At 72.1% G+C, this 22,502-nt stretch carries 17 protein-coding genes; 8 read left to right on the top strand and 9 right to left on the bottom strand.

Annotated features, from left to right (window positions below; all coding sequences use genetic code 11):
- Window positions 1-112: 112 nt before the first annotated feature.
- Window positions 113-631: a hypothetical protein gene (locus C1701_RS03750; protein ID WP_026418943.1), complete on the bottom strand. Its 519-nt coding sequence runs from the start codon at window positions 629-631 to the stop codon at window positions 113-115.
- A 147-nt stretch (window positions 632-778) separates the two neighbouring features.
- Window positions 779-1,345 (bottom strand): DUF402 domain-containing protein, encoded by a 567-nt coding sequence (locus C1701_RS03745; protein WP_026418942.1) that lies wholly within the window; start codon window positions 1,343-1,345, stop codon window positions 779-781.
- 257 nt (window positions 1,346-1,602) lie between these two features.
- Here C1701_RS03745 and C1701_RS03740 point away from each other — a divergent pair, with 257 nt between their 5' ends.
- Entirely contained in the window at window positions 1,603-2,949 is a 1,347-nt protein-coding gene (locus C1701_RS03740) for a DUF5685 family protein (protein ID WP_030227796.1), read from the top strand.
- A gap of 153 nt (window positions 2,950-3,102) precedes the next feature.
- Window positions 3,103-5,256, top strand: coding sequence for an excinuclease ABC subunit UvrB (uvrB, locus tag C1701_RS03730; protein ID WP_211256599.1), 2,154 nt, complete (start codon window positions 3,103-3,105; stop codon window positions 5,254-5,256).
- 40 nt (window positions 5,257-5,296) lie between these two features.
- Here uvrB and C1701_RS03725 read toward each other — a convergent pair whose 3' ends face one another.
- The 4 genes from C1701_RS03725 to C1701_RS03710 all read right to left on the bottom strand — a co-directional run bounded on the left by C1701_RS03725 (window position 5,297) and on the right by C1701_RS03710 (window position 11,594).
- Window positions 5,297-6,775 carry a carboxylesterase/lipase family protein gene (locus tag C1701_RS03725; protein ID WP_103055549.1) on the bottom strand — a complete coding sequence of 493 codons (1,479 nt, stop codon included), beginning with the start codon at window positions 6,773-6,775 and terminating at the stop codon, window positions 5,297-5,299.
- 105 nt (window positions 6,776-6,880) lie between these two features.
- Window positions 6,881-7,843, bottom strand: a complete 963-nt coding sequence (locus C1701_RS03720; protein WP_026418939.1) for an ABC transporter permease subunit — start codon at window positions 7,841-7,843, stop codon at window positions 6,881-6,883.
- On the bottom strand, window positions 7,840-10,713 hold the full coding sequence (locus C1701_RS03715; RefSeq protein ID WP_026418938.1) for an alpha/beta fold hydrolase: 2,874 nt from the start codon (window positions 10,711-10,713) through the stop codon (window positions 7,840-7,842). The genes C1701_RS03720 and C1701_RS03715 overlap by 4 nt, the downstream gene beginning before the upstream one ends.
- A gap of 317 nt (window positions 10,714-11,030) precedes the next feature.
- Window positions 11,031-11,594, bottom strand: a complete 564-nt coding sequence (locus C1701_RS03710; protein WP_026418937.1) for a TetR family transcriptional regulator — start codon at window positions 11,592-11,594, stop codon at window positions 11,031-11,033.
- A 50-nt stretch (window positions 11,595-11,644) separates the two neighbouring features.
- On the opposite strand from C1701_RS03710, the gene C1701_RS03705 reads away from it, so the two are divergent.
- From C1701_RS03705 to C1701_RS03690, 4 genes are all read left to right on the top strand, one after another.
- Window positions 11,645-12,553: an SDR family oxidoreductase gene (locus tag C1701_RS03705; protein WP_026418936.1), complete on the top strand. Its 909-nt coding sequence runs from the start codon at window positions 11,645-11,647 to the stop codon at window positions 12,551-12,553.
- A 423-nt stretch (window positions 12,554-12,976) separates the two neighbouring features.
- Window positions 12,977-14,098: a TerC family protein gene (locus C1701_RS03700; protein WP_030105781.1), complete on the top strand. Its 1,122-nt coding sequence runs from the start codon at window positions 12,977-12,979 to the stop codon at window positions 14,096-14,098.
- 75 nt (window positions 14,099-14,173) lie between these two features.
- On the top strand, window positions 14,174-16,159 hold the full coding sequence (locus tag C1701_RS03695; protein WP_337662124.1) for a S9 family peptidase: 1,986 nt from the start codon (window positions 14,174-14,176) through the stop codon (window positions 16,157-16,159).
- Window positions 16,160-16,202: 43 nt separating this feature from the next.
- Complete coding sequence (locus C1701_RS03690; protein ID WP_245588807.1) at window positions 16,203-16,790, top strand: GNAT family N-acetyltransferase; 588 nt, start codon at window positions 16,203-16,205, stop codon at window positions 16,788-16,790.
- A 116-nt stretch (window positions 16,791-16,906) separates the two neighbouring features.
- Here the strand turns inward: C1701_RS03690 and C1701_RS03685 are convergent, their stop codons facing one another.
- Window positions 16,907-17,563, bottom strand: a complete 657-nt coding sequence (locus C1701_RS03685) for an RES family NAD+ phosphorylase (protein ID WP_103055547.1) — start codon at window positions 17,561-17,563, stop codon at window positions 16,907-16,909.
- A gap of 28 nt (window positions 17,564-17,591) precedes the next feature.
- Window positions 17,592-18,176, bottom strand: a complete 585-nt coding sequence (locus C1701_RS03680; protein ID WP_026418932.1) for a hypothetical protein — start codon at window positions 18,174-18,176, stop codon at window positions 17,592-17,594.
- Window positions 18,177-18,475: 299 nt separating this feature from the next.
- Here C1701_RS03680 and thrS point away from each other — a divergent pair, with 299 nt between their 5' ends.
- Window positions 18,476-20,542 carry a threonine--tRNA ligase gene (thrS, locus tag C1701_RS03675; protein WP_026418931.1) on the top strand — a complete coding sequence of 689 codons (2,067 nt, stop codon included), beginning with the start codon at window positions 18,476-18,478 and terminating at the stop codon, window positions 20,540-20,542.
- Complete coding sequence (locus tag C1701_RS03670) at window positions 20,539-21,084, top strand: HIT family protein (RefSeq protein WP_030105776.1); 546 nt, start codon at window positions 20,539-20,541, stop codon at window positions 21,082-21,084. Before thrS ends, C1701_RS03670 begins: the two co-directional genes overlap by 4 nt.
- Before the next feature lie 16 nt (window positions 21,085-21,100).
- Here the strand turns inward: C1701_RS03670 and C1701_RS03665 are convergent, their stop codons facing one another.
- Window positions 21,101-22,234: a glutathione-independent formaldehyde dehydrogenase gene (locus tag C1701_RS03665; protein ID WP_026418929.1), complete on the bottom strand. Its 1,134-nt coding sequence runs from the start codon at window positions 22,232-22,234 to the stop codon at window positions 21,101-21,103.
- Between the last annotated feature and the right edge of the window lie 268 nt (window positions 22,235-22,502).

The following is a 22,502-nucleotide window of genomic DNA, read 5'->3' as shown; positions in this document are numbered from 1 at the left end:
GGGGCGGTTGCTCGAACCGGGGCGTGTGCGACCCCCGGGACCGGCTGGTCCCGGCGGGCCGGGCTGGTCGTCGGGGTCGGTAACGGCGCACCCACCGCCGACCCCGACGCGCTCAGCCCCCGGGCAGGGACCGGGTGATGCCGAGTCCCAACAGCCAGCTGCCCAGGTCGTGGTGGTACTCGCTGATCTCCTCCAGCGTGCGGTGCACGGTCCGCAGCGCCAGTTCGGCGTCGGCCGCGCGGAGGACGCGGCCGGTCACCGCCGCCGCGAACTCGGCCGAGTTCACGATGCGGGGAGTCCGCCGACCCTGGAGGGCGAGCCCCAGGAGGAGGTCGGTGGTCCGCCAGGAGCGGTGGTCGTGGGTGACCCTGATGGCCGTCAGCAGGGTCGGTCCGCTTCTGGCGTGCCGCGACCGGGGTCGGCGGCGCTGGATCCTGATGCCCTGGGCGGGCAGGACCCAGCTGACCTCGGAGCTGGTGAACGGATCGTCGGGTGTCGCGCTCTCGGTGCGTAAGCCCCAGTGCTCGACCCGACAGGTGGTGAGATGGTGACGTGTTCCGGACGGGTAGTTCCGGACCGAGGTGATCGTGTCGACCACATCGATCAACTGCGGTGTGACAACGGCGCCCACAAGCTCAGAGGGTAGCCATTTCGCCCCACTTTGTGATGAGGGGAACATCGTCTTTCTGTTACGAATCCGGCATTGTCGATCAGTGACTCCGTTCCGTTCCCGAATCGCGGGGAAGAACGACCCGGACAGCGGTTGACGAATTCCTCGTCAGCTGTCGGCGGAGTCGGTTGGCTCTCGCCAGGTGATCGTGACGCCGGTGGACGCGAGCCAGGCGGTGACGTCGTAGCCGTGCGCCGCGATGCCGCCGACGGCGTGGTGCGCCGCGGTCATGGCGCGTTCCGCGCTGTCAGCGGAGAGCAGGTCGGCCCGGACGGCCGCGATGAGCTCGTCGGAGTCCACCACCTCCACGCCGCGTCCGGTGCGGACGAGGATGTCGAGGTAGCAGTCGCGGGTCCGCCACCGCGCGGGGTCCTCCGGGGAACGGGTGATCTCGGCGACGTCGAGGTAGAAGTCGTAGTCGGCCTCCTCGCCGGGCCACCACGTCCACCGACTCAACCGAATGCGGTGTTCCGGCAACAGCCACGATTCCAGGTAGCGGAAGCGGTGGTGGTCCACCACCTCCCTGGCGAGGTACAGACCGAACTCCTCGCGCCGGTACTCGTCGACGGTGCGGCGGAATCCCTTCGGATCGGTGTTGGTCATGGTTCTGGTGTCGAAGAGCTCGATCTTGGGCGCGTGGATGTGCGGGGCGGCGGTGGTGGTCTCGACGCTCATGCACCAATAGTGCACATCCGGGGAAGGGGGCGGAGGCGCCCTCGCCGTCCGCGTGGTCGGGTGCTCACCCAGGATGAACTGGCCGGCCGGCCTGCCCGGGCCGTGGGGGCCCCTTCCTCCTCCGTCAGTGCGAACAGGGCGTCCCCGGCGTGCTGGGGTAGGCGGCATTTTGATTACAGCGTCCCCCGCATGGGTGAAAATGCGCTGGACTGTGCTCCCCGGCGCGGGAGGGACCCGCGACGGTCGTGGAGGGACACGTGTTCGGGATTCTTCGGCCCTGCCAGCACACCCTGCCCCCGGCGCTGCGCACCGCCTGGATGGGGCACCTGTGCGGTCTGTGCCTCGCGCTCCGTGACGCGCACGGGCACCTGGCGAGGGTCGCGACGAGCTACGACGGGCTGCTGCTGTCGGTCCTGTTCACCGCCCAGCTGCCACCGGAGGGGACGCGCGCGGCCCAACGGGCCGCCGGGCCCTGCGCGTTGCGCGGCTTCCGGGGTGCCTCGGTGGCGGTGGGCGCGGGGGCCAGACTGGCGGCCACGGTGTCCCTCGCGCTGGCCTCCGCCCGAATCCGGGACCACGTGCTCGACGGCGACGGCCACTACGCGCGCCGGCCGGTGCGCTCGGTCGCCGGTCGGGTGGCCGACCGCTGGGCACGTCAGGTCTCCGCCGCCGGCCGGGGCCTGCGGCTGGACACCGACTCCCTGCTGGCGGTCGTCGCGCACCAGGACGAGGTGGAACGGGACGCTCGACCGGGCTCCGACGTCCGCGTGGTGACGGCACCGACCGAGTCGGCGACCGCCCAGGCCTTCGCCCACACCGCGGTGCTGGCCGGGATGCCGGGGAACGCCGACCCGCTGCGCGAGGCGGGCCGGATGTTCGGCCGGCTGGGGCACCTCCTGGACGCGGTCCAGGACCTGCCGTCGGACACCGCCAGCGGGGCGTGGAACCCGCTGACCGCCACCGCGACGAGCCTGGACCGGGCCCGTGAGCTCTGCGCGGAGGCGCTCGACGACCTGCTCGCCGCGCTGCGCCGGGTGACCCTCACCGACTCCCGCCTCGCGCACGCACTGCTCGCCCACCAGCTGCCCCGCTCGGTGCGCCACGCCTTCCGGGGGCACGTCGACGGGCCCCCGGCGGGACGCGAGGGGCAGGGCCACGGCCACCAGGGACGCACCACCCTGCCGGGGCTCCGGCACCTTCCTCCCGACCACGGTCATGACCGGCCGTACCAGGAGTACCCGGGGCAGGGACCGGGGCCCACCGATCCGCCCGACACCGGTGGCCCCGGCGGGCCGGGGGAGCGGTCGGGTGGTGGGGGTGGGAGCCGGTGCGGCTGCCCCCCGGTGCGGAATCCTCCCGTGCCCCGGGGTGTGCTCGCCGGATGCGGGTTGGCGCTGTGGATGACCTGCACCTGCCAGGTCTGCTGCCGTGACTCGTTCCCGGGCCCGTGGAGCGGCCAGCCCCGGACCGGTCTGTGCGAGAGCTGCGGTCCCTGCTGCGAGGCCTGCTCCTGCTGCGGCAACGGCTGCTCCTGCTGCGAGGCCTGCTCCTGCTGCGGCAACGGCTGCTCCTGCTGCGGGAGCTGCTCCTGCTGCTCCGACTGAGGCCGGGGTGGGGAGACCCACCCTCCTCGTGGCGGCGGCCACCGCGTCCGGACCCGCCGACGGGGTGAGTTGGCCCACCTGGTGGCGGAGGCCGCGCCCGGCCCAGCCCCCGGCGGGCCACCCCCGTCGGTGTTCCGGCCTACCCTCGTGGACGTGGGACACGCACCGATTACCGCCTCCTCCGCGTTCCGTCCGGTCAGCGACATCCCTCGCGCGGACGGGCGCTTCCGCGTCGTGAGCGACTACGAGCCCGCGGGTGACCAGCCGCAGGCCATCGCCGAGTTGGAACGGCGCATCCGGGCGGGCGAGAAGGACGTGGTCCTGCTGGGGGCCACGGGAACCGGCAAGTCCGCCACGGCGGCGTGGCTGATCGAGAAGGTCCAGCGCCCGACGCTGCTGCTCGCGCCCAACAAGACCCTGGCGGCTCAGCTGGCGAACGAGCTGCGCGGGTTCTTCCCGGAGAACGCCGTCGAGTACTTCGTCAGCTACTACGACTACTACCAGCCCGAGGCCTACGTCCCGCAGACCGACACCTACATCGAGAAGGACTCGTCGATCAACGACGACGTCGAACGGCTCCGCCACTCGGCGACGATGAGCCTGCTCACCCGGCGGGATGTCGTCGTGGTGGCCTCGGTGTCGTGCATCTACGGCCTCGGGACCCCGCAGTCGTACCTCGACAGGTCGATCCCGTTGCGGCTCAACGAGGAGGTCGACCGGGACGTGCTGCTGCGGGCGTTGGTCGACGTGCAGTACACCCGCAACGACCTGGCCTTCAACCGGGGCACCTTCCGGGTACGCGGGGACACCGTGGAGGTGATCCCCGCCTACGAGGAGCTCGCCATCCGCATCGAGTTCTTCGGCGACGAGATCGACCGGCTCCACTACCTGCACCCGCTCACCGGAGAGGTGGTCCGCGAGGTCGACGAACTCCGCATCTTCCCCGCGACCCACTACGTGGCCGGGCCGGACCGCATGGAACGGGCGATCGGTGAGATCGAGGCCGAGCTGGCCACCCAGCTGGAGTCGATGGAGCGGCGCGGGAAGCTGCTGGAGGCCCAGCGGCTGCGGATGCGGACCTCCTACGACATCGAGATGATGCGGCAGGTCGGGTTCTGCTCCGGCATCGAGAACTACTCGCGGTTCATCGACGACAGGCCTGCCGGCTCCGCCCCGGCCACCCTGATCGACTACTTCCCGGACGACTTCCTGCTCATCATCGACGAGTCGCACGTCACCGTCCCCCAGATCGGGGGGATGTTCGAGGGGGACGCCTCCCGGAAACGCACCCTGGTCGAGCACGGGTTCCGGCTGCCCAGCGCCCTGGACAACCGGCCGTTGAACTGGGAGGAGTTCGCCGACCGGATCGGGCAGACCGTCTACCTCTCGGCGACTCCGGGGCCGTTCGAGATGGGGCAGACCGGCGGCGAGTTCGTCGAACAGGTCATCCGCCCGACGGGGCTGGTCGATCCGGAGGTGCACGTCAAGCCCACCGAGGGCCAGATCGACGACCTGGTGCACGAGATCCGGTTGCGCACCGAGGCCGACGAGCGGGTGCTGGTGACGACGCTGACGAAGAAGATGGCGGAGGACCTCACCGACTACCTGTTGGAGCTGGGGATCAGGGTCCGGTACCTCCACTCGGAGGTGGACACGCTCCGCCGGGTCGAGCTGCTGCGGCAGCTCCGGATCGGTGAGTTCGACGTGCTGGTCGGCATCAACCTGCTCCGGGAGGGCCTCGACCTGCCCGAGGTGTCGCTGGTGGCCATCCTGGACGCGGACAAGGAGGGCTTCCTGCGCTCGGGCACCAGCCTGATCCAGACGATCGGCCGGGCCGCCCGGAACGTCTCCGGACAGGTGCACATGTACGCCGACACGGTCACCGACTCGATGCGGCGGGCCATCGACGAGACGAACCGGCGTCGGGCGAAGCAGGTCGCCTACAACGAGGAGCACGGCATCGACCCGCAGCCGTTGCGCAAGAAGATCGCCGACATCCTCGACCGCGTCCACTCGGAGGCGGAGGACTCCGAGGATGTCGTCCCGGTCGGTGGCTCGGGTCGGAACGCGTCCCGGGGCAAGAAGCCCGGGGGTGGCGGCCCCGGGTCCTCCAGCGCCGGCGTGCTGGAGGACCGCGATGTGCGGTCGATGCCGAGGGCGGAGCTCGCCGACCTCGTCGCCCAGCTCACCGACCAGATGATGCAGGCCGCGCGGGACCTCCAGTTCGAGGTGGCGGCCCGGCTGCGGGACGAGATCTCCGACCTGAAGAAGGAGCTCCGGGGCATGGACGCGGCCGGTCTCCAGTGAACTGACCGCGCCGTGCGACCCGGGGGAGCGGGTGGGCCGGTCAGGCCGGGGCCGGCCCCAGCGGGACGTCCTCCCACAGTGCGCGGCGGGCCGGATCCGTGGCCGGGACGGACCGTGGCTCGCCACCCCAGACCTCCACCGGGCCCGTGCCGCCGTGGAACGGGGTCCAGCCCGGGTCCCCGTGCGCGGCGAAGCGGAGGACCGCGGCGCCGACGTGCCGCGCCAACCGGTGCTCGTCGGTGCCCACCGCGCCGATCAGGAAGTCCGCGCCGGGGGCGTCCAGGGTGCCGAAGACGAAGGGCACGTCGGCGTGGTGCCAGGCCCGGACCCGTTGCCCGCTGGCGTCCCGCCGGCGGTCGAACAGGGCCAGCCAGGCGGCACCCCCGGCCGCCACCTGGCTCTCCACCAGCCGCGCCGCGTACTCGCCGTACCGGAGGTCCCCGAAGATCGCCAACCAGAGTTCCTCGACGGTCGCGTCGGGCAGCAGTCGCCGGTAGCCGGCGGGCAGGGCCGCCGGCAGTCCCAGATCGTCGGCGAACCGCGCGAGTTCGCCTTCGGTGCGCACCGGGTTCAACCCGCCCACCGCGTGGAACAGCCAGTACTCCTCCGTGGTGTGGGTGACCAGCAGGGGTGTCCCGGCGGCCGCCCCCTGGGCCAGTGACGGCGCCGGGTCGGCCCGGAGGAGTTCGCCGTCGACCACCGGCCCGTACAGCACCGGGTCGTGCCGCCACCGCCCCGGCCAGCGGCCCGCCGAGTGGTCACCTGCGACGAGGTCGGCGGCCCTGACCAGTGCCTCGGGTGGCGCCGAGCCGAGGTCCGCCGGTCGCACCCCCGCCGCCGTGGCGATGCGGTCGGCGACGGTGGCGGCCTCGGCGGGGGAGCGGAAGCCCTGTGGCGGGCTGTGCAGGATGGCGCGGTGGAACGGTGTGGCCCGGTCCGAGGCGGCCAGCGCCAGGACCGAACCGGCGCCCGCCGACTGCCCGGCGGCGGTCACCCTGTCCGGGTCACCACCGAACTCGGCGATGTTGGCGGCCACCCAGTCCAACGCGGCGAGCTGGTCCAGCAGGCCCCGGTTGTCCGGCGTCCCGGGCAGGTGACCGAACCCCTCGAAACCCAGCCGGTAGTTGACGGTGACCACGACCATGCCGGTGGCGGCGAGCCGTGCGCCGTCGAAGTCCGGCTGGGCGCTGGAACCGAAGGTGTAGGCCCCGCCGTGGAACCAGGTGAGCACCGGCCAGGGACCTCCCGATCCGGCGGGTGCCCACACGTTCAGGGTGAGGATGTCCTCCTCGTCCGCCGCCCAGACCGGCAGCCCGGTCAGTCGCGCGGACTGGGGCGCGACCGGGCCGAAGGTGACGCAGTCCCGGACGCCCGCCCAGGGCCGTCGGGGCCGGGGCGGGCGGAACCGGAGCGGTCCGAACGGCGGATCCGCGTAGGGGATGCCGAGGTGGGCCCGCACGCCGGGTGCGGCCTGACGGCCCCGGACCCGCCCCGAGGTCGTGGTGATCTCCCGCCGCACACGCGCTCCCGTCCTCGACCGGAACCAGTCGTGATCAGGATGCCAGCCGTGGCGGGGACCGGGTGGGTGCGGCCCGCCCGCCCTCCGCGGCGCGGGCGGGCGGCCTCAGCTGGTGATGTCCTTGCGGTCGAACACCTGGATGGCCAGCAGGACGAACACGGTGCCGTAGACGAACGAGGTCAGGACGCCCCTGGCCATCTCGTCCCAGCTGATGTCGGTGCTCAGCAGGTCGAACCAGTCGTAGCTGTAGTAGGTGGGGAGGAACTGGCGCAGGTCACCCAGGGCGGTGATCTGGTTGAGGATCTGGGACAGGATGCTGGCCATCAACGCTCCGCCCACCGCGCCCAACGGGGTGTTCGTGGCGACGGTGAGCAGCAGGGCGAGGCCGGCCACCCAGGTGTAGAAGAGCACCAGGTAGGCGATGATCATCAGCAGCACGACGACGCCCCGGCCCATCGACACCGATTCGCCGGTGGGGCTGATCAGGGGCCCGTTGCCGTAGGCGAGGACCCCGACGAGCAGGGACACCGCCGGGAGCAGCAGGAGAGCGAACACGGTGAGCAGGGCCGACACGATGGCCTTCTGCCGGAGCAGTCGGTGCCGGGGGATGGGCGCGGCCAGCAGGTACTTCAGGCTCGACCACGACGCCTCGCTGGCCACCGTGTCGCCGAAGAACAGGGCGACGACGACGACGAAGAGGAAGCTCACCGACACGAAGATGGAGAACAGCGCGAAGTTGACCCCGCTGCGGGTGGCGAGTTCCACCAGGCCGCCGCCGCTGACGTCGTCCTGACCGATCCGGAACGCCAGCAGCAGGACCACGGGCAGGGCGACCAGCAGGCCGAGGGTGAGTTGGGTGCGGCGCCGCAGCAGCTGGCGCCGCAGCTCGACCCTGATCGGCAGGGTGTGGTTCGCGCGGTACCCGGCGATCGACCCGTCGTGGGCCACCCGGCCGGCCGGATCGGCGTGCCGGCTGCGCTCCTCCAACACGGCGGCCGCCTCGGCGGACGGAACGCTCCCGCGTGCCGCCGGCTCCCCGGATGACGTGTTCCGATGTGGCTCGGTCACGGCGCCGACTCCTCTCCGACCATCTGGAGGAACGCGTCCTCCAACCGGCCGGTGGGCCCGGCCTGTTCGACCGCGATCCCGGCCCGCACCAGTTCGGTGACCGCCGCTCCCGGGCGCACCGGCCCGAGGAGGGCCTGCACGCTGCTGTCGTGGGCCTCGACCTCCGACACGCCGTCCATCGCGGCGAGCACCTCGGCCGCCCGCTCGGGCTGGTCGACGTGGAAGGTGTACCCGTGCCCGCCCGCGACGATGTCCCGGACCTCGCCGGTGGCCATGACCCGGCCCCGGTGCATCACGACCAGGTGGGTGCAGGTCTGCTCCACCTCGGCCAGCAGGTGGCTGGAGACGACGACGGTCCGTCCCCCCGAGGCGTAGCGGCGCAGCACCTCCCGCATCTGGTGGATCTGGGGCGGGTCGAGGCCGTTGGCTGGTTCGTCGAGGACGAGCAGGTCGGGGAGCCCGAGCATCGCCTGCGCGATGGCCAACCGCTGCCGCATCCCCTGGCTGTAGGTGGACACCTTCCGGTGCACCGCCGCGCCGAGGCCGGCGATCTCCAGGGCCTCCTCGAAGTGGGCGCTCTCCCGACCCCGACCGGTGGCCGCCCAGTACAGGCGCAGGTTCTCCATGCCCGAGAGGTGGGGGAGGAACCCGGAACCCTCCACGAAGGCGCCGATCCGGGACAGCACCGGCGCGCCGGGGCGCACCAGGTGCCCGAACACCCGCACCTGGCCGGCGGTGGGACGGATCAGCCCCATCAGCATCCGCAGCGTCGTGGTCTTGCCCGCGCCGTTCGGGCCGAGCAGCCCGAGGACCTGTCCCCGTTCGACCCGCAGGGAGATGCCGTCCACCGCGGTGAACCCGCTGGCGTAGCGCTTGCTGAGGCCCGAGATGACGATCGGCACGTCCTCCAGGTCGGGGACGAGGTCCGTCGAGTGCCGCCGGCGCCACGCCGAGACCAGCGCGAGGACCACGCCGAGGGCGACGACGCCACCAGCGCCGGCGAGCGCCCCCCACGGCACCGGGGAGGTGGCGTGCTCGCCCTGGGTCGTCGGGAGTGCCAGGTCGGTGTTCTCCGCGATGCCGACCACGTGGGTGACCGGCTCGGTGACGCTGGCGTAGGCCTGGTCGGTCGTGGAGATCGCGACCTCAAGCCGCTGGCCGCTGTCGACGGTGTAGGCGATGCCGGGCAGCGCGATGTCCACCTCCATCGGGGTGCCGTCGGCTGGTAGGCCGGTGACGCGGACCGGGGAGACGCCCTGTCCCGGCAGGGTGCGGGTGCCGTTGGGGCTGACCTCGTAGAGCTTGGCGAAGAGCACGGCGGTGCCGGAGGTGGCGGCGCCCGGCGCCTGGCTGACCTGGACGCGGACCCGGGGGGTTCCGGTGATCGTGACGGCCTCGGCCAGGGGCTCGGAGGTGAAGCGGGCCACCTGGCCGGGGACGTCCCGGTGGAGTCGGCCGGCGACGTCGGGCGAGCCGCCGAGCACGCCGGACAGCCCGGGCAGTCCGGTGATGGCGGCGGGCTGGCCCCCGGCCGGGGTGAGGACCGGCGTCGGGTCTCCGGTGATCCGGTGTCGTTGGAACTCGGTGGCCGCGGTGTCGACGAGGCCGGGGTACTCGGGAGCGGTCAGGGTGCGCACCCGGGTACCGCCACCGCCGGCGACGCTGCGCGGGATGCCGTACTCGAAGGTGGTTCCCGGGTCGGGTCCTCGGCCGGCGAGGTGGAAGTCGAACCACGCGCCGATCTGGTCCCGGACCTCGCCGGGTGTCCCGCTGCCGTCGTGGCCGCCGGCGAACCACACCACCTTGACCCGGCCGCCCGCCTCGGCGATCTCCCGGGCGTTGGCGTCGGCCTGGTCCAGGCCGAACAGGGTGTCCTGGCTGCCCTGCACGACCAGGCTGGGCACGGTGATGTTCTCGGTGAACCGCGCGGGGGAGAGGTCCGCGAGCAGGTCCACGGTCTCCTGGCTGGGTTCCCCGGTGGTGGCGAGTTCGACGTAGGCGGCGCAGAGCTCGGGGCTGAAGCGTCCGCAGCCGGGCGGGGTCGGCCCCGTGCCCCCGTCGGCGTCGCCGGTCCCGCCCTCCTCGGGAGTGGGGCGTGCGCCCTCGCTGCCCTCGTCGCCCTCGCCGTCCTCGTCGTCGGTGCCGAGTTCCGGCGAGGCGACCGGCGGTGCCTCCACGGAGGGGCTGCCGGCGGTGAACAGCAGACCCGCCCAGAACCGTTTGAAGACCCCGGGGTCGGGGAACGGGCTGGCGGCCGGGGTACCGGCCGAGGTGATCGGGGTGGCGTCCTCGGTGCCCGAGTTCGGGATGAGGGCCTTGACCAGGTCGTTGTAGGTGATGACCGGGGCGATCGCGTCCACCCGGTCGTCCGTGCCGGCCACCATGAGCGACAACGCGCCGCCGTAGGAGCCGCCGGTGACGCCCACCACCGGGTCCCCGTCCTCGGTGAGCACCTCGGGTTGCTCGGCCAGCCAGTCGATGAGGGCGGAGGCGTCCCGGACCTCGTGGTCCGGCGAGTTCAGCCCGATCAGCCCCTCGCTCTCGCCGAAGCCGCGCGCGGAGTAGGTCAGGACCACGAAGCCGCGGTCGGCCAGTTCCCGGGCGTCGCCGGAGACCTCGAGCTTGCTGCCGCCGAAGCCGTGTGCGAGCAGGACGGCCGGGGCGGGTGTGGTCTCGGGGAGGTAGACGGTGGCGTCGAGGCTGATGAGGCTGTCGGAGCCGGGCTCCTCGGGCACCTCCAGCCGGAACTCCCGCGACGGGATGTCGGAGGTGTCCTCGTCATCGGAGGGCCAGGCGATCGCGCCAGCCACGAGGAGCACGACCGCTCCGAGGGCGATCAGCCACCAACGATTCCGCGCGAGGAACGACACCAGTCGACAGTATGCGAAGTCGCGGGACCGGCCATGTCAGGGGTCACACTTTCGGGGACATTCCGGACAGTGCTCGTCAGGTGCGGAATCCAGCGTGGACGGCCGTCGTGCCTGGTGGTGGGGCATGTGGCGTGGTGCGTCGCGTGGTGGGCGGTGGTGGGCTCGAGGAGCCGCCCGACTCCCGCCCGAGGGGGTGTGGATCACGTCGCGGGTCCGGTGCGGCCGAGGATCGGGCGTCCACCGGGGACGGTGGGCGTGACCGCGCGTGCGTGTCGTCCCGGGGACGGTGGGCGTGGACCCCGGTGCGAGGTGCCGGTCTAGGGACGGTTGACCAGGGCGAGGAACTGGCTGAGCCGGTCGGTCAGGTACTCCTCGAGCGGGGTGTCCGCCTGGAAGGCCCACCAGGTCAGTGAGCCCTGCCAGTAGGTGGCGAGTGCGTGACCGGCTCCGGTCGGGGTTCCGGGGGCCGTCGAGAGCCGCGCGTCGAGCAAGGCGGTCAGTTCGGCCTCCCACGCGGTCCCTCGGCGGCGCAGGAGGGGGTCGCGGAGGTCCTCGCGCAGGATCAGCAGCCCGTTCGCGTAAGCCTCGGCGTCGGCGTACTGCCCTGACAGGCCCACCAGCAGTTCGACCGCTCCCCGGGGGGTCAGGGGGGTGCTCGCCGCGAGGGACCGCGTGGTGGCGTCGAGCTTCTCCCAGCCCTGGAGGAGGGCGCGCTGGATCAGCGTGGCCTTGTTCGTGAAGCGCTGGACCAGCGTCGCCGAGGAGAGACCGGACCGGGTGGCGAGCGCGGCGAAGGTCAGGTTCCCGACTCCGATGTCCCCGATCAGGGAGAGGGCGGTGTCCAGGACCTCCTCGTCGGTCCGGGTCTTGGTGCGTGCCATGCTATGAATATAAACGATCGATCGGTTATGTATGGCTGGGGAGGTTGGGCATGAGCCTGCGAGGAAGGGTCGCGTTGGTCGCGGGAGCGACGCGGGGCGCGGGGCGGGGCATCGCCGTCGAGCTCGGGGCGGCGGGAGCCACGGTGTACGTCACCGGCCGCACCACCAGGGATCGTGCCTCCGAGTACGGGCGGCCCGAGACGATCGAGGAGACCGCCGAGCTGGTCGAGCGCGCGGGCGGGGTCGGTGTTCCGGTCGCCGTCGACCACCTCGTGCCGGAGGAGGTGCGGGCGCTGGTGGACCGCATCCGCGAGGAACAGGGGCGCCTCGACGTCCTCGTCAACGACATCTGGGGTGGCGAGCTCCTCTTCGGGTGGGACACGCCGGTGTGGGAGCACGATCTCGACAACGGCCTGCGGCTGCTCCGGCTGGCGGTCGACACCCACCTCATCACCGCGCACCACGCCCTCCCCCTGCTGATCGAACGGCCGGGCGGTCTGCTCGTCGAGGTCACGGACGGGACCGTCGAGTACAACGAGCGGAACTACCGCGTCTCGCCCTTCTACGACCTCGCGAAGGTCGCGGTGAACCGCATGGCGTGGGCGCACGCGCGGGACCTGGTCAAGCACGAGGCGACGGCGGTGTCCCTGACACCGGGCTGGATGAGGTCGGAGATGATGCTCGACCACTACGGGGTGCGGGAGGAGAACTGGCGCGACGCGCTCCCCCGGGAACCGCACTTCGCGATCTCCGAGACCCCTCGGTTCGTGGGACGTGCCGTGGCGGCTCTCGCGGCGGACCCCGACCTCGCCCGGTGGAACGGCCGGTCGCTGTCCAGCGGGGGTCTCGCCCAGGAGTACGGATTCACCGACCTGGACGGTTCGCGCCCCGATGCGTGGCGGTACGTCGTCGAGGTCCAGGATGCCGGGAAGCCCGCCGACACCACCGGGTACCGCTGACGGTCCGGCCCCACCGTCCGGCGTCGAGGGCGGTGGGGCAACCGTCCCGGCGACGAGGCGCGTCGGCCCCGGTCACCCGGTCGTCGCACCCCGGAACGGGAGCGCGGCGCGGTCGCCGGGGCGGGAGTGGTCCCCTCGACCCCGTGCCGGAGCCGCTCCACCGCCACCACCGGCGCCCTCGCCGAGGTCACCGGTTCCCGGCTGGCGGGGGGTCGGGGGCGGTGTGACCATGATCTCCCGGCCCCCTGACTGTTGGTGGGGGCCGCACATGGTGAACAATGGCGCTCGTACGTGGAGGGGAGTATTCCTTCGCGGCGGCATCGTCATCACGGCGCTCGACGCCCGGTGCCGTCGACCGGCCCACGGTCGGTGGAAGAGACCTCCGGTGGTCAGCTGTGCCTGCGCACCGGAGGAAAGAAGTTCATGGACATCCCCAACTGGCTGTGGTTCGTCACCATCGCGGCCCTCGTGCTGGTCGTGCTCCTCGACCTCCTCATCGTCGACCGCAAGCCCCATGAGGTCTCCATCAAGGAGGCCGCGATCTGGTCGGCCGTCTACGTGGTCGCGGCGATCGTGTTCGGTGCCGGCATCTGGTACTTCTCGGGCAGCACCTTCGCCGGGGAGTTCTTCGCGGGGTACGTGACCGAGAAGGCGCTCAGCGTCGACAACCTGTTCGTGTTCGTCATCATCATGTCCAGCTTCGCGGTGCCCGCCATCCACCAGCACCGGGTGCTGCTGATCGGCATCGTGATGGCGTTGATCATGCGCGGCGGTTTCATCGCGGCCGGTGCCGTCGTGATCGACCGCTTCGCCGCGGTCTTCTACCTCTTCGGTGCCTTCCTCATCTACACCGCGTGGAAGCTGGTCAAGTCCGGCGACGACGACAGCTTCAGCGGCGACAACGCGGCCCTGCGGGCGGTGCGGAGGTTCCTGCCGGTCACCGAGAAGTACCACGGGTCGAAGAGCTTCGTGCGGATCGACGGCAAGCGGTGGGTCACGCCGATGTTCGTCGTGATGATCGCCATCGGCAGCGCCGACCTGCTCTTCGCGCTGGACTCGATCCCCGCGATCTTCGGGCTGACCCAGGAGCCCTACCTCGTCTTCACCGCCAACGCCTTCGCACTGATGGGGTTGCGGCAGCTCTACTTCCTCATCGGTGGCCTGCTGAACCGCCTCGTCTACCTCTCGATCGGTCTCTCGGTCATCCTGGGCTTCATCGGCGTGAAGCTGGTGCTGCACGCCCTGCACGAGAACAACCTGCCCTTCATCAACGGCGGTGAGGGCGTCCCGGTCCCCGAGGTGGGCATCGGGGTCTCGCTCACGGTCATCGGCATCGTCCTGGTCGTCACCACGGTGGCGAGCCTGATCAAGGTGCGTCGCGACCCGAGCGCCATCAAGCACGTGGAGAAGCCGCCGTCCGCTCCGGAGGCGGACGGCGAGGGCACCGCGCCCGCCGCTACCCCGACCGAGGACGTCGAGGACGGCGGCGCGAGCGGCGCCGGCCGCCCCGGTCGTTCGGAGGAGGGGGGCGGCGATCGGCGCTGACCGCTGGTCGCGTCCCCGCCGCAAGTCCCCGGAACCCTTAGTAAGTCTTGCTAAGCATCCGGTAGGTTGCCGCATGTGCGTCCAGACGACCTCTACCGACTGCGCTCCGCGCGCGGGGTGACCCTGCGCGAGGACCTGCTGATCGTCGCCACCGTGCGCCCCGACCGGGAGGAGAACTCCTACCTCGGCGGCCTGCACCGGCTCCCCCTCGACGGCGGGCCGCTCACCCCGTGGACCGAGTCGGAACGCGACCAGGCCGCGAGCATCTCGCCGGACGGGCGGTGGATCGCCTTCCTGCGGTCAGGAGACCCCTCGACGCGCGGCTGGGAGAAGGCGCCGCAGCTGTACGTGATGCCCGTCGGGGGTGGTGAGCCCCGCCGGCTCACCCAGGCCCCCCTCGGCGCCGGAGCACCGGTCTGGAGCCCCGACTCGACCCGGCTCGCCTTCACCGCCCGCGTCCCCGAACCCGGCCGGTACGGCACCGACGAGGACGTCGCGCCCGACGAGGAGGCGCCCCGCCGGATCACGACCTTCCAGTACCGCCTCGACAACGTCGGGTTCGTGCTGGACCGGCGGCACCGCCTCTTCACCGTCGACGTCGAGGACCGCGCCGCCGAGGCGCGGGAGGTCGCCGGTGGCGACTCCTTCGACGTGCGGGACCCGGCGTGGACGCCGGACGGCCGGCGGCTGGTCTTCGCCGCGCAGCGCGACCTGAACGCGCGCGACACCCTGCACCACGACCTCTACCTCGTCCCGGCCGAGGGCGGCCAACCTCAGCTCGCCGTTCGGAGCAAGGGCAACGTCCACCTGCCCGTGGTCGGCGAGGACGGTGGCGTCCACTACTACGGCACCGAGTTCCAGGGTTTCGACTCGGTCGCCAGGAACACGGGCCTCTGGCACGCCGAACTCCCGGCCGCCGGCGAGGTCAGCGCCCCCACCCGGCTCACCGACCGCGAGACCGTCGACGTGCAGGGCCTCCGTCCCGCCGTGCCGACCTCGGAGGGCCTGCTGGTCGCGGTGCGCGTCCAGGGCTCCGTCCAGCTGCGCCTCGTGCCCCCGGACCCCGCCCCCACCCCCCTGGAGGGTCTGCGGCTGGTCGGCGACGCCGAGCAGGTGGTCACCGACTTCGACCACTGCCCCGCGTCCGGGCTGGTCGCCGCCGTGGTGTCCACCACGGAGCGACCAGGGGAGGTCGCGGTCCTGCGGCTGACCGAGGACGCCCCCGAACCCCAGCGGGTGCTCACCGACCTCGGCGCCGGGATCGGGGAGAGCGGCCTGGCCGCGGTGGAGGAACTGCGGGGCACGGGCGAGGACGGCTACCCGCTGCACGGGTGGCTCGTCCTGCCGGAGGGCCCCGGCCCCCACCCCGTGCTGCTCGTCATCCACGGCGGTCCCTTCCAGCACTACACCTGGGGCTTCTTCGACGAGGCGCAGGTGTACGCCTCCGCCGGCTACGCCGTGGTGCTCCCCAACCCCCGGGGCTCGGCCGGGTACGGCGAGAGCCACGGACGGGCGGTGGTCGGCGCGATGGGCACGGTTGACGCCGTCGACCTGCTCGGCCTGCTCGACCTGGCCCTGGCGCGCCCCGAGCTCGACGAGCGGCGGGTGGGGGTGATGGGCGGTTCCTACGGCGGCTTCATGACGGGCTGGCTGGCCGCCCACCACGGTGAGCGTTTCACCGCGGCCTGGAGCGAGCGGGCCGTGAACGCCTGGGACTCCTTCCACGGCTCCTCGGACATCGGCTGGATGTTCACCCACGGCTACATCGGTACCGACCCGGTGGTCTGGCGGGAGAAGAGCCCGCTCCACCACGCGGACCGGATCACGATGCCCTTCGCGGTCGTGCACTCCGAGCAGGACTGGCGGTGCCCGCTCGAACAGGCGCAGCGCATGTTCGTGACCCTGCTGGCCCAGGGCACCGAGACGGAGTTCCTGCTCTTCCCCGGGGAGGGGCACGAACTGAGCAGGTCCGGCCGGCCCAGGCATCGCGTCCAGCGGTTCGAGGCCGTCCTCGACTGGTGGGGCCGCTGGCTGCCGGTGACCCCTGGTGGGACGGGCTGAAAACCCTTCGCCGCTCCACCGCGCGGTGGGTGATGCTGAATCCATGACTGAGCGCGCAGTGCGTTGGACCGTTCGCCGAGCCACTCCCGACGACGCGTCCGACCTGGCCAGAATCAACGTCTCGGCGTGGCGGCGGTCCTACCGGGGCCTGCTGCCCGACGACTTCCTGGACGCCATGTCCCAGGACACCAGGGTCCCGGGCTGGGAACGTTGGCTCGCCGTCCCCGAGCCGGGCAGGGTGTTCGTCGCGGTGGATCGGCAGGGCCGGGTCGGCGCCTACTGCGGGGTCGCCCCGGTCCGGTGCGAACGTGACGCCCGGCCCGGCCTGCTGACCGCGGAACTGGTCGCGATGTACGCCGACCCCGAGGTGGCGGGTACCGGCGCCGGGCACGCCGTCCACGAGGCCGCCGTGAACTACCTGCACGCGCGGGGCTTCGAGCACGTCGTGTCGTGGGTCCTCGCCGGCAACGAGGAGGGCGCGCGTTTCTCCGAACGACACGGTTGGCGGCCGGAGGGCGCGGAGATCGAGGCGGCGATCGGTGGCCGCCCCGTCACCGAGATCCGGTACGGGCGCGCCACCCGCCTGACCTGGCTGGGGGACCGGCACCACCCCCTGCCGGCCGCCGGCTGACCCGTCGTCCCGACCCGAGCCCGGCCCCGCCGGCACCGGCGGGGCCCGTCCTCCCGACCTGGGCGCGGTGCGCGCACGCCGGGAGGGCGACCAGGTGGGGGCCGCGCGGAGCAGGCTCAGTGCGAGAGCGTGTAGTCCAGCTGGTGGCAGATCCGGCCCAGTGGCAGGTCCAGGCCGGGGTGGTCCAGCGGGATGAGCAGGTCGGGGTGTTCCGGGATGGCGCTGCCCGACGGCGGGTCCCAGAGGCAGACCGCCGGATTACCAGCGTCCATCGAGGAGCGGTACCAGAGGCCGTCCAGGTCGTCGTAGGCCTCCCGGATCGCGCGGGCCCACGCCTGGGTCGCCTCCTTCGGGCCGCTGCTGATGGCCTGGGACGCGCCCGCCCTGGTCGGCCACAACCCGGCCACGTCCAGCAACTTCAGCGTTCGGCTCGGCCGCAGCACGACGAGCCGAGGGGAGCGCGTCCGCCGGTCCACGACCGAGGACGACTGGAACACCTCGGCCACGCACGTCCGGATCGACAGCGCGAAGTAGAGGACACCGTGACCCGAGTGGTCGGTGGGACGGCCGTTCGGGGTGAGCGGGTGGGAGTCGAAGCGGGCGTGCGGGAGCGGCCCGGTGGTCCGGAAGCCGTTCCAGGTCTGCGGGTGTCTCCCGGACGAGGTGTAGACGCGCACCAGCCGGGTGGCGTGGTGCACCGCGACGATGTCCTCCGACCTGCGCAGCAGCGCGCGCAGGGTCGCTGGTTCTGGCGGCTGGGGAAGCCGGGACATCCTGGCGCCGATTCCAGCTCGACCGCGGTCACACGGGACGGCCCAGCAGAGCGGCCAGCTCCGCCACGGCCTCGGGGGCACCGCCGGTGAGCAGCCATCGTCGTGGGGTGACCGGGTGGCCGTCCACCAGCAGCGTGGCCTGCGCGGTCATCATGAACCCGGCCACCACCAGGTCGGGCTGGTCATCGGGCACCGCGTCCAACACCTCCGCGAGCCCTGGCAGGACGCCGATCTCGGTGAACTGCCAGGCGGGCAGCCGCCACCCCCCGCGCCCGCGCCACCCGGCGACCCGGCCGGCCGCGATCCTGGCCTCCACGTCGGCGATCCCGACGCGCAGCCGGTCGGCCGCCTCGGTCAGGGTCAACGCGGAGTCCAGCAGCACCGCTTCGGCGGCCACCGTGCCCGCTCGGTAGTCCGGTTCCCCCGGGTCCTGCGGACTCAGGTCCAGCCCCACCTCGGTGAGCACCCGCTGCTGGTCGGGGGACAGGAACGCCCCCGGGTCGGGGTGCGGGGGCGTCAAGCGGCGCGCGGCGTCCTCGACGTAGGCGAGGAACTCGCTCGCGTTCACCCGCAGCCCAGCCCGTGCGAGGGCCGCCTCCAACCCGGGAGTCATGCTGTTCAGGGTATCCCGCATACGGCTCATCGTCCGCGCCGAACCGACAGCCGCCGGGTAGCCGCGCCTGGACACACCCGGCGGAGCGGCGGGTTTCATCCGGTCGACTGGCGCGGGTGACCGTGCGCAGTGCGGGGCCGGGGCGCTCACCCCCGGGACCGGCCCCCGCACCGGCGATGGTCAAACCGACAGGTCACCGCTCGCGCCGGTGCGGATAGCATGCACCGGGCGGCCGGCAGGCCGCGTCAACCGGTCCGCCGGGGTCGTCGACCGCCGGCAGCAGCGATGGAGGAGTCACCGTGTCCCGACCGCAGGCCCCCGTTCCCGAGCCCACCCCGCTGGTCGTGGTGGCCGCCGGGACCACCGCGGGCAGCGCGGTGCGGGAAGCCGGTCTCCCCGGCAAGGGTCCCGACGCCGTCGTGGTCGTCCGCGACGCGGAGGGTCGGCTGCGTGACCTGTCCTGGGCTCCCGCCGAGGACACCGAGGTGGAGCCGGTCGCGGCCGACACCGAGGACGGCAGGTCCGTCATCCGCCACTCGGCGGCGCACGTGCTCGCCCAGGCCGTGCAGCAACTCTTCCCGGAGGCCAAGCTCGGGATCGGGCCCCCCGTGAAGGACGGCTTCTACTACGACTTCGACGTGGAGCGGCCCTTCACCCCCGAGGACCTGCGCGCGCTGGAGAAGCGCATGAAGCAGATCATCAAGGGCTCCCAGCGGTTCTCCCGGCGCGTGGTGGACTCGGTGGAGGCGGCCCGCGAGGAACTCGCCTCGGAGCCCTACAAGCTCGAACTGGTCGACCTCAAGAGCGAGGTCGACACCTCCGAGGTCATGGAGGTCGGCGGCGGCGAGCTCACCGTCTACGACAACCTCGACCCCCGGACCGGCGACCGGGTGTGGGGGGACCTGTGCCGGGGGCCGCACGTGCCCACCACCAGGCACATCCCCGCGTTCACCCTCACCAGGGTCGCCGCTGCCTACTGGCGGGGCAACGAGCGCAACCCCCAGCTCCAGCGCATCTACGGGACCGCGTGGGAGTCGACCGAGGCCCTGGACCGGCACCTGGAACTGCTCGCGGAGGCGGAGCGGCGGGACCACCGCCGGCTGGGTGCCGAGCTGGACCTGTTCAGCTTCCCGGACGAGGTCGGCTCCGGTCTGCCGGTGTTCCACCCCAAGGGGGGGCTGGTGCGCCGGGAACTGGAGGACTACTCGCGCCGGCGGCACGAGGAGGGCGGCTACGAGTTCGTCTACTCGCCGCACATCACCAAGGGCGCGCTGTTCGAGACCTCCGGTCACCTGGGCTGGTACCGGGACGGCATGTTCCCGGCCATGCACCTCGACGAGGAGAGGGACGAGAACGGTGTCGTGCGCCGGCAGGGGCAGGACTACTACCTCAAGCCGATGAACTGCCCGTTCCACAACCTGATCTACCGCTCGCGCGGGCGTTCCTACCGGGAGCTGCCGCTGCGGCTCTTCGAGTTCGGCTCCGTCTACCGCTACGAGAAGTCCGGTGTGGTGCACGGGCTGACCCGGGTGCGCGGGATGACGCAGGACGACGCGCACATCTACTGCACCCCCGACCAGCTGCAGGACGAGATCCGGTCGTTGTTGACCTTCGTGCTCGACCTGCTGCGCGACTACGGGCTGGACGACTTCTACCTCGAGCTGTCGACCAGGAACGAGGAGAAGTACGTCGGTTCGGACGAGGACTGGGAGCGGGCGACCGACGCCTTGCGGGCGGCGGCCGAGGCCTCCGGTCTGGAACTGGTCCTCGACCCGGGCGGCGCGGCGTTCTACGCGCCGAAGATCTCCGTGCAGGCCCGCGACGCCCTGGGTCGCACCTGGCAGATGTCGACGATCCAGGTGGACATGCAGCTGCCCGACCGCTTCGACCTGGAGTACACGGCGCCGGACGGGTCCCGGCAGCGCCCGGTGATGGTGCACCGCGCGCTGTTCGGGTCGATCGAGCGGTTCTTCGGGGTGCTCACCGAGCACTACGGGGGCGCCTTCCCCGCATGGCTCGCCCCCGTGCAGGTGGTGGGGATCCCGATCGCCTCCGACCACGTCGAGCACCTGCTCGGGGTGGCCAAGGAGCTGCGGAGCAGGGGCGTGCGGGTCGAGGTGGACACCTCCGACGACCGGATGCAGAAGAAGATCCGCAACCACACCACCCAGAAGGTGCCGTTCATGGTGCTGGCGGGAGCGAACGACGTCGAGAACGGCGCGGTGTCCTTCCGGTTCCGCGACGGTGGCCAGCTCAACGGGGTGCCGGTGGCGACCGCCGTCGCCGCCATCGCCGACTGGATCGGGCGCCGGGAGAACAGCTCCCCGACGGCCGAGACCTTCGAGCCGGCGGGGGCGGCTGGATGACCGAGTTCGAGGAGCAGCGGGGCGTCGGGGTCCCCGACCCGCTCCAGCGGCTGTGGACGCCGCACCGGATGAGCTACATCCGGGGCGCGGACAAACCCGGTGGTGATGACGAGGCCGGGTGCCCCTTCTGCCGGGTGCTCGGCCTGGCCGACGAGGACGGCCTGGTCATCGCGCGGGGGCGCACCGTGTTCGCCGTGCTCAACCTGTACCCGTACAACCCCGGGCACCTGATGGTGTTGCCCTACCGGCACATCCCGGACTACACGGACCTGGACCCGGCGGAGACGGTCGAGTTCGCGGAGTTCACCCAGCGGGCGATGCGGGTGGTGCGGGCGGCCTCGGCGCCCCACGGGTTCAACCTGGGCATGAACCAGGGGGCGGTCGCCGGTGCCGGCATCGCGGCCCACCTGCACCAGCACGTCGTTCCCCGGTGGGGAGGGGACGCCAACTTCATGCCGGTGGTGGGGCACACCAAGGTGCTCCCCCAACTGCTCGGTGAGACCCGGTCGCTGTTGGCGGAGGCCTGGCGGCGCACGGCCTGACCCCGGGGCAGCGTCCTCAGGGGCGGAGGATGACCTTCGTCCACCCTTCGTCGCGCCGGTCGAAGTGCTCGTAGGCCTCCGGTCCGCGCTGGAGCGGTAGTTCGTGGGACACCAGGAACGACGGCTTCGCCCGGCCCTCGTGGATCAGGGCGCGCAGCCGGCGGTTGTAGGCCTTCACGTTGGCCTGCCCGGTGCCGATCCGCTGTCCCTTGAACCAGAACTCGCCGAGGTCGAAGACGGCCTTGCCCTCCCTGCTCAGCTGGTCGGGTCCACCCGGGTCCTGGGGGAGGAACAGCCCGACCACGCCGATCGCCCCGGTGGCGCGGACGGATCCGACGAGGTCGTTCAGGGTGGAGGCGGGTTCCTCCCGGCCGTCGGGGTCGTGGGCCTGGTACCCGACGCACTCGCACCCCTTGTCCGCTCCGGTGCCGCCGGTCAGGTCGAGGACCTGCTCCACGGCGGGACCTCGGGAGTCGTCCACCGGGATGGCGCCGATGTCGGCGGCGAGCTGGAGGCGGTCCGGGTGGCGGTCCACGACCATGACCTTCGACGCGCCCCGCAGCAGCGCGGAGTAGGCGGCCATCAGGCCGACCGGTCCCGCCCCGAACACCACCACCGACTCGCCGACGGAGACGTCCGCCAGCTCGGTGGCGTGGTAGCCGGTGGGGAAGATGTCGGAGAGCATGGCGTAGTCGGCTTCCTTCTCCTCAGCGTCCGGGGGGAGCACCAGGCAGTTGAAGTCGCCGAAGGGGACCCGCAGGTACTCGGCCTGGCCGCCCTGGTAGGGCCCCATCCCGGCGTAGCCGTAGACGCCGCCCGCGGCACCGGGGTTGACCGTCAGGCAGTACGCGGTCCGGCCGTGCTCGCAGTTGGCGCAGAAGCCGCAGCCGATGTTGAACGGCAGGCAGACGCGGTCGCCGACCTGGACCCGGTCCACACCGGCTCCGACCTCCACCACCTCACCGAGGTTCTCGTGCCCGAGCACCCGGCCGGTCTCCAGGTCGGTGCGGCCCTCGTACATGTGCAGGTCGGAGCCGCAGATGTTGGTGCTGGTGATGCGCACCAGCACGTCGGTGGGCCGTTCCACCCGCGCGTCGGGGACGTCGGCGACCTTCACCTGCCGGGGTCCCTCGTACACCAGTGCCTTCACCTTGACCTCCCGGTCCCTCGGTGACGACCCGCTGGTGTCCCGCTGGCTGACCGACCGGCGGGACGGGTGGGCGGGCCGTCGTGTGCGTGTGTCCTCCTCGTGGGGTGCCCGCCGTCACGGAACGCATGCGTCCTGGCCCGGGCTCGACCGGAGTGGGAGGCGCCGGTGCCGCTCGTCCTCGGGGCCGTCCTGTTCGATGGGTGGTCGTCCCCGCGCCGGTGCTGCTATATAGGGAGAGGTCTGCTGCCGATCGCTCGCCGAGGCCGGC

The sequence above is a fragment of the Actinoalloteichus sp. AHMU CJ021 genome, assembly GCF_002895405.1.
Classification (GTDB): Bacteria; Actinomycetota; Actinomycetes; order Mycobacteriales; family Pseudonocardiaceae; genus Actinoalloteichus_B; species Actinoalloteichus_B caeruleus.
The sequence above is the reverse complement of the archived record's forward strand: the minus strand, read 5'-3'. Positions and strand labels throughout refer to the sequence as shown.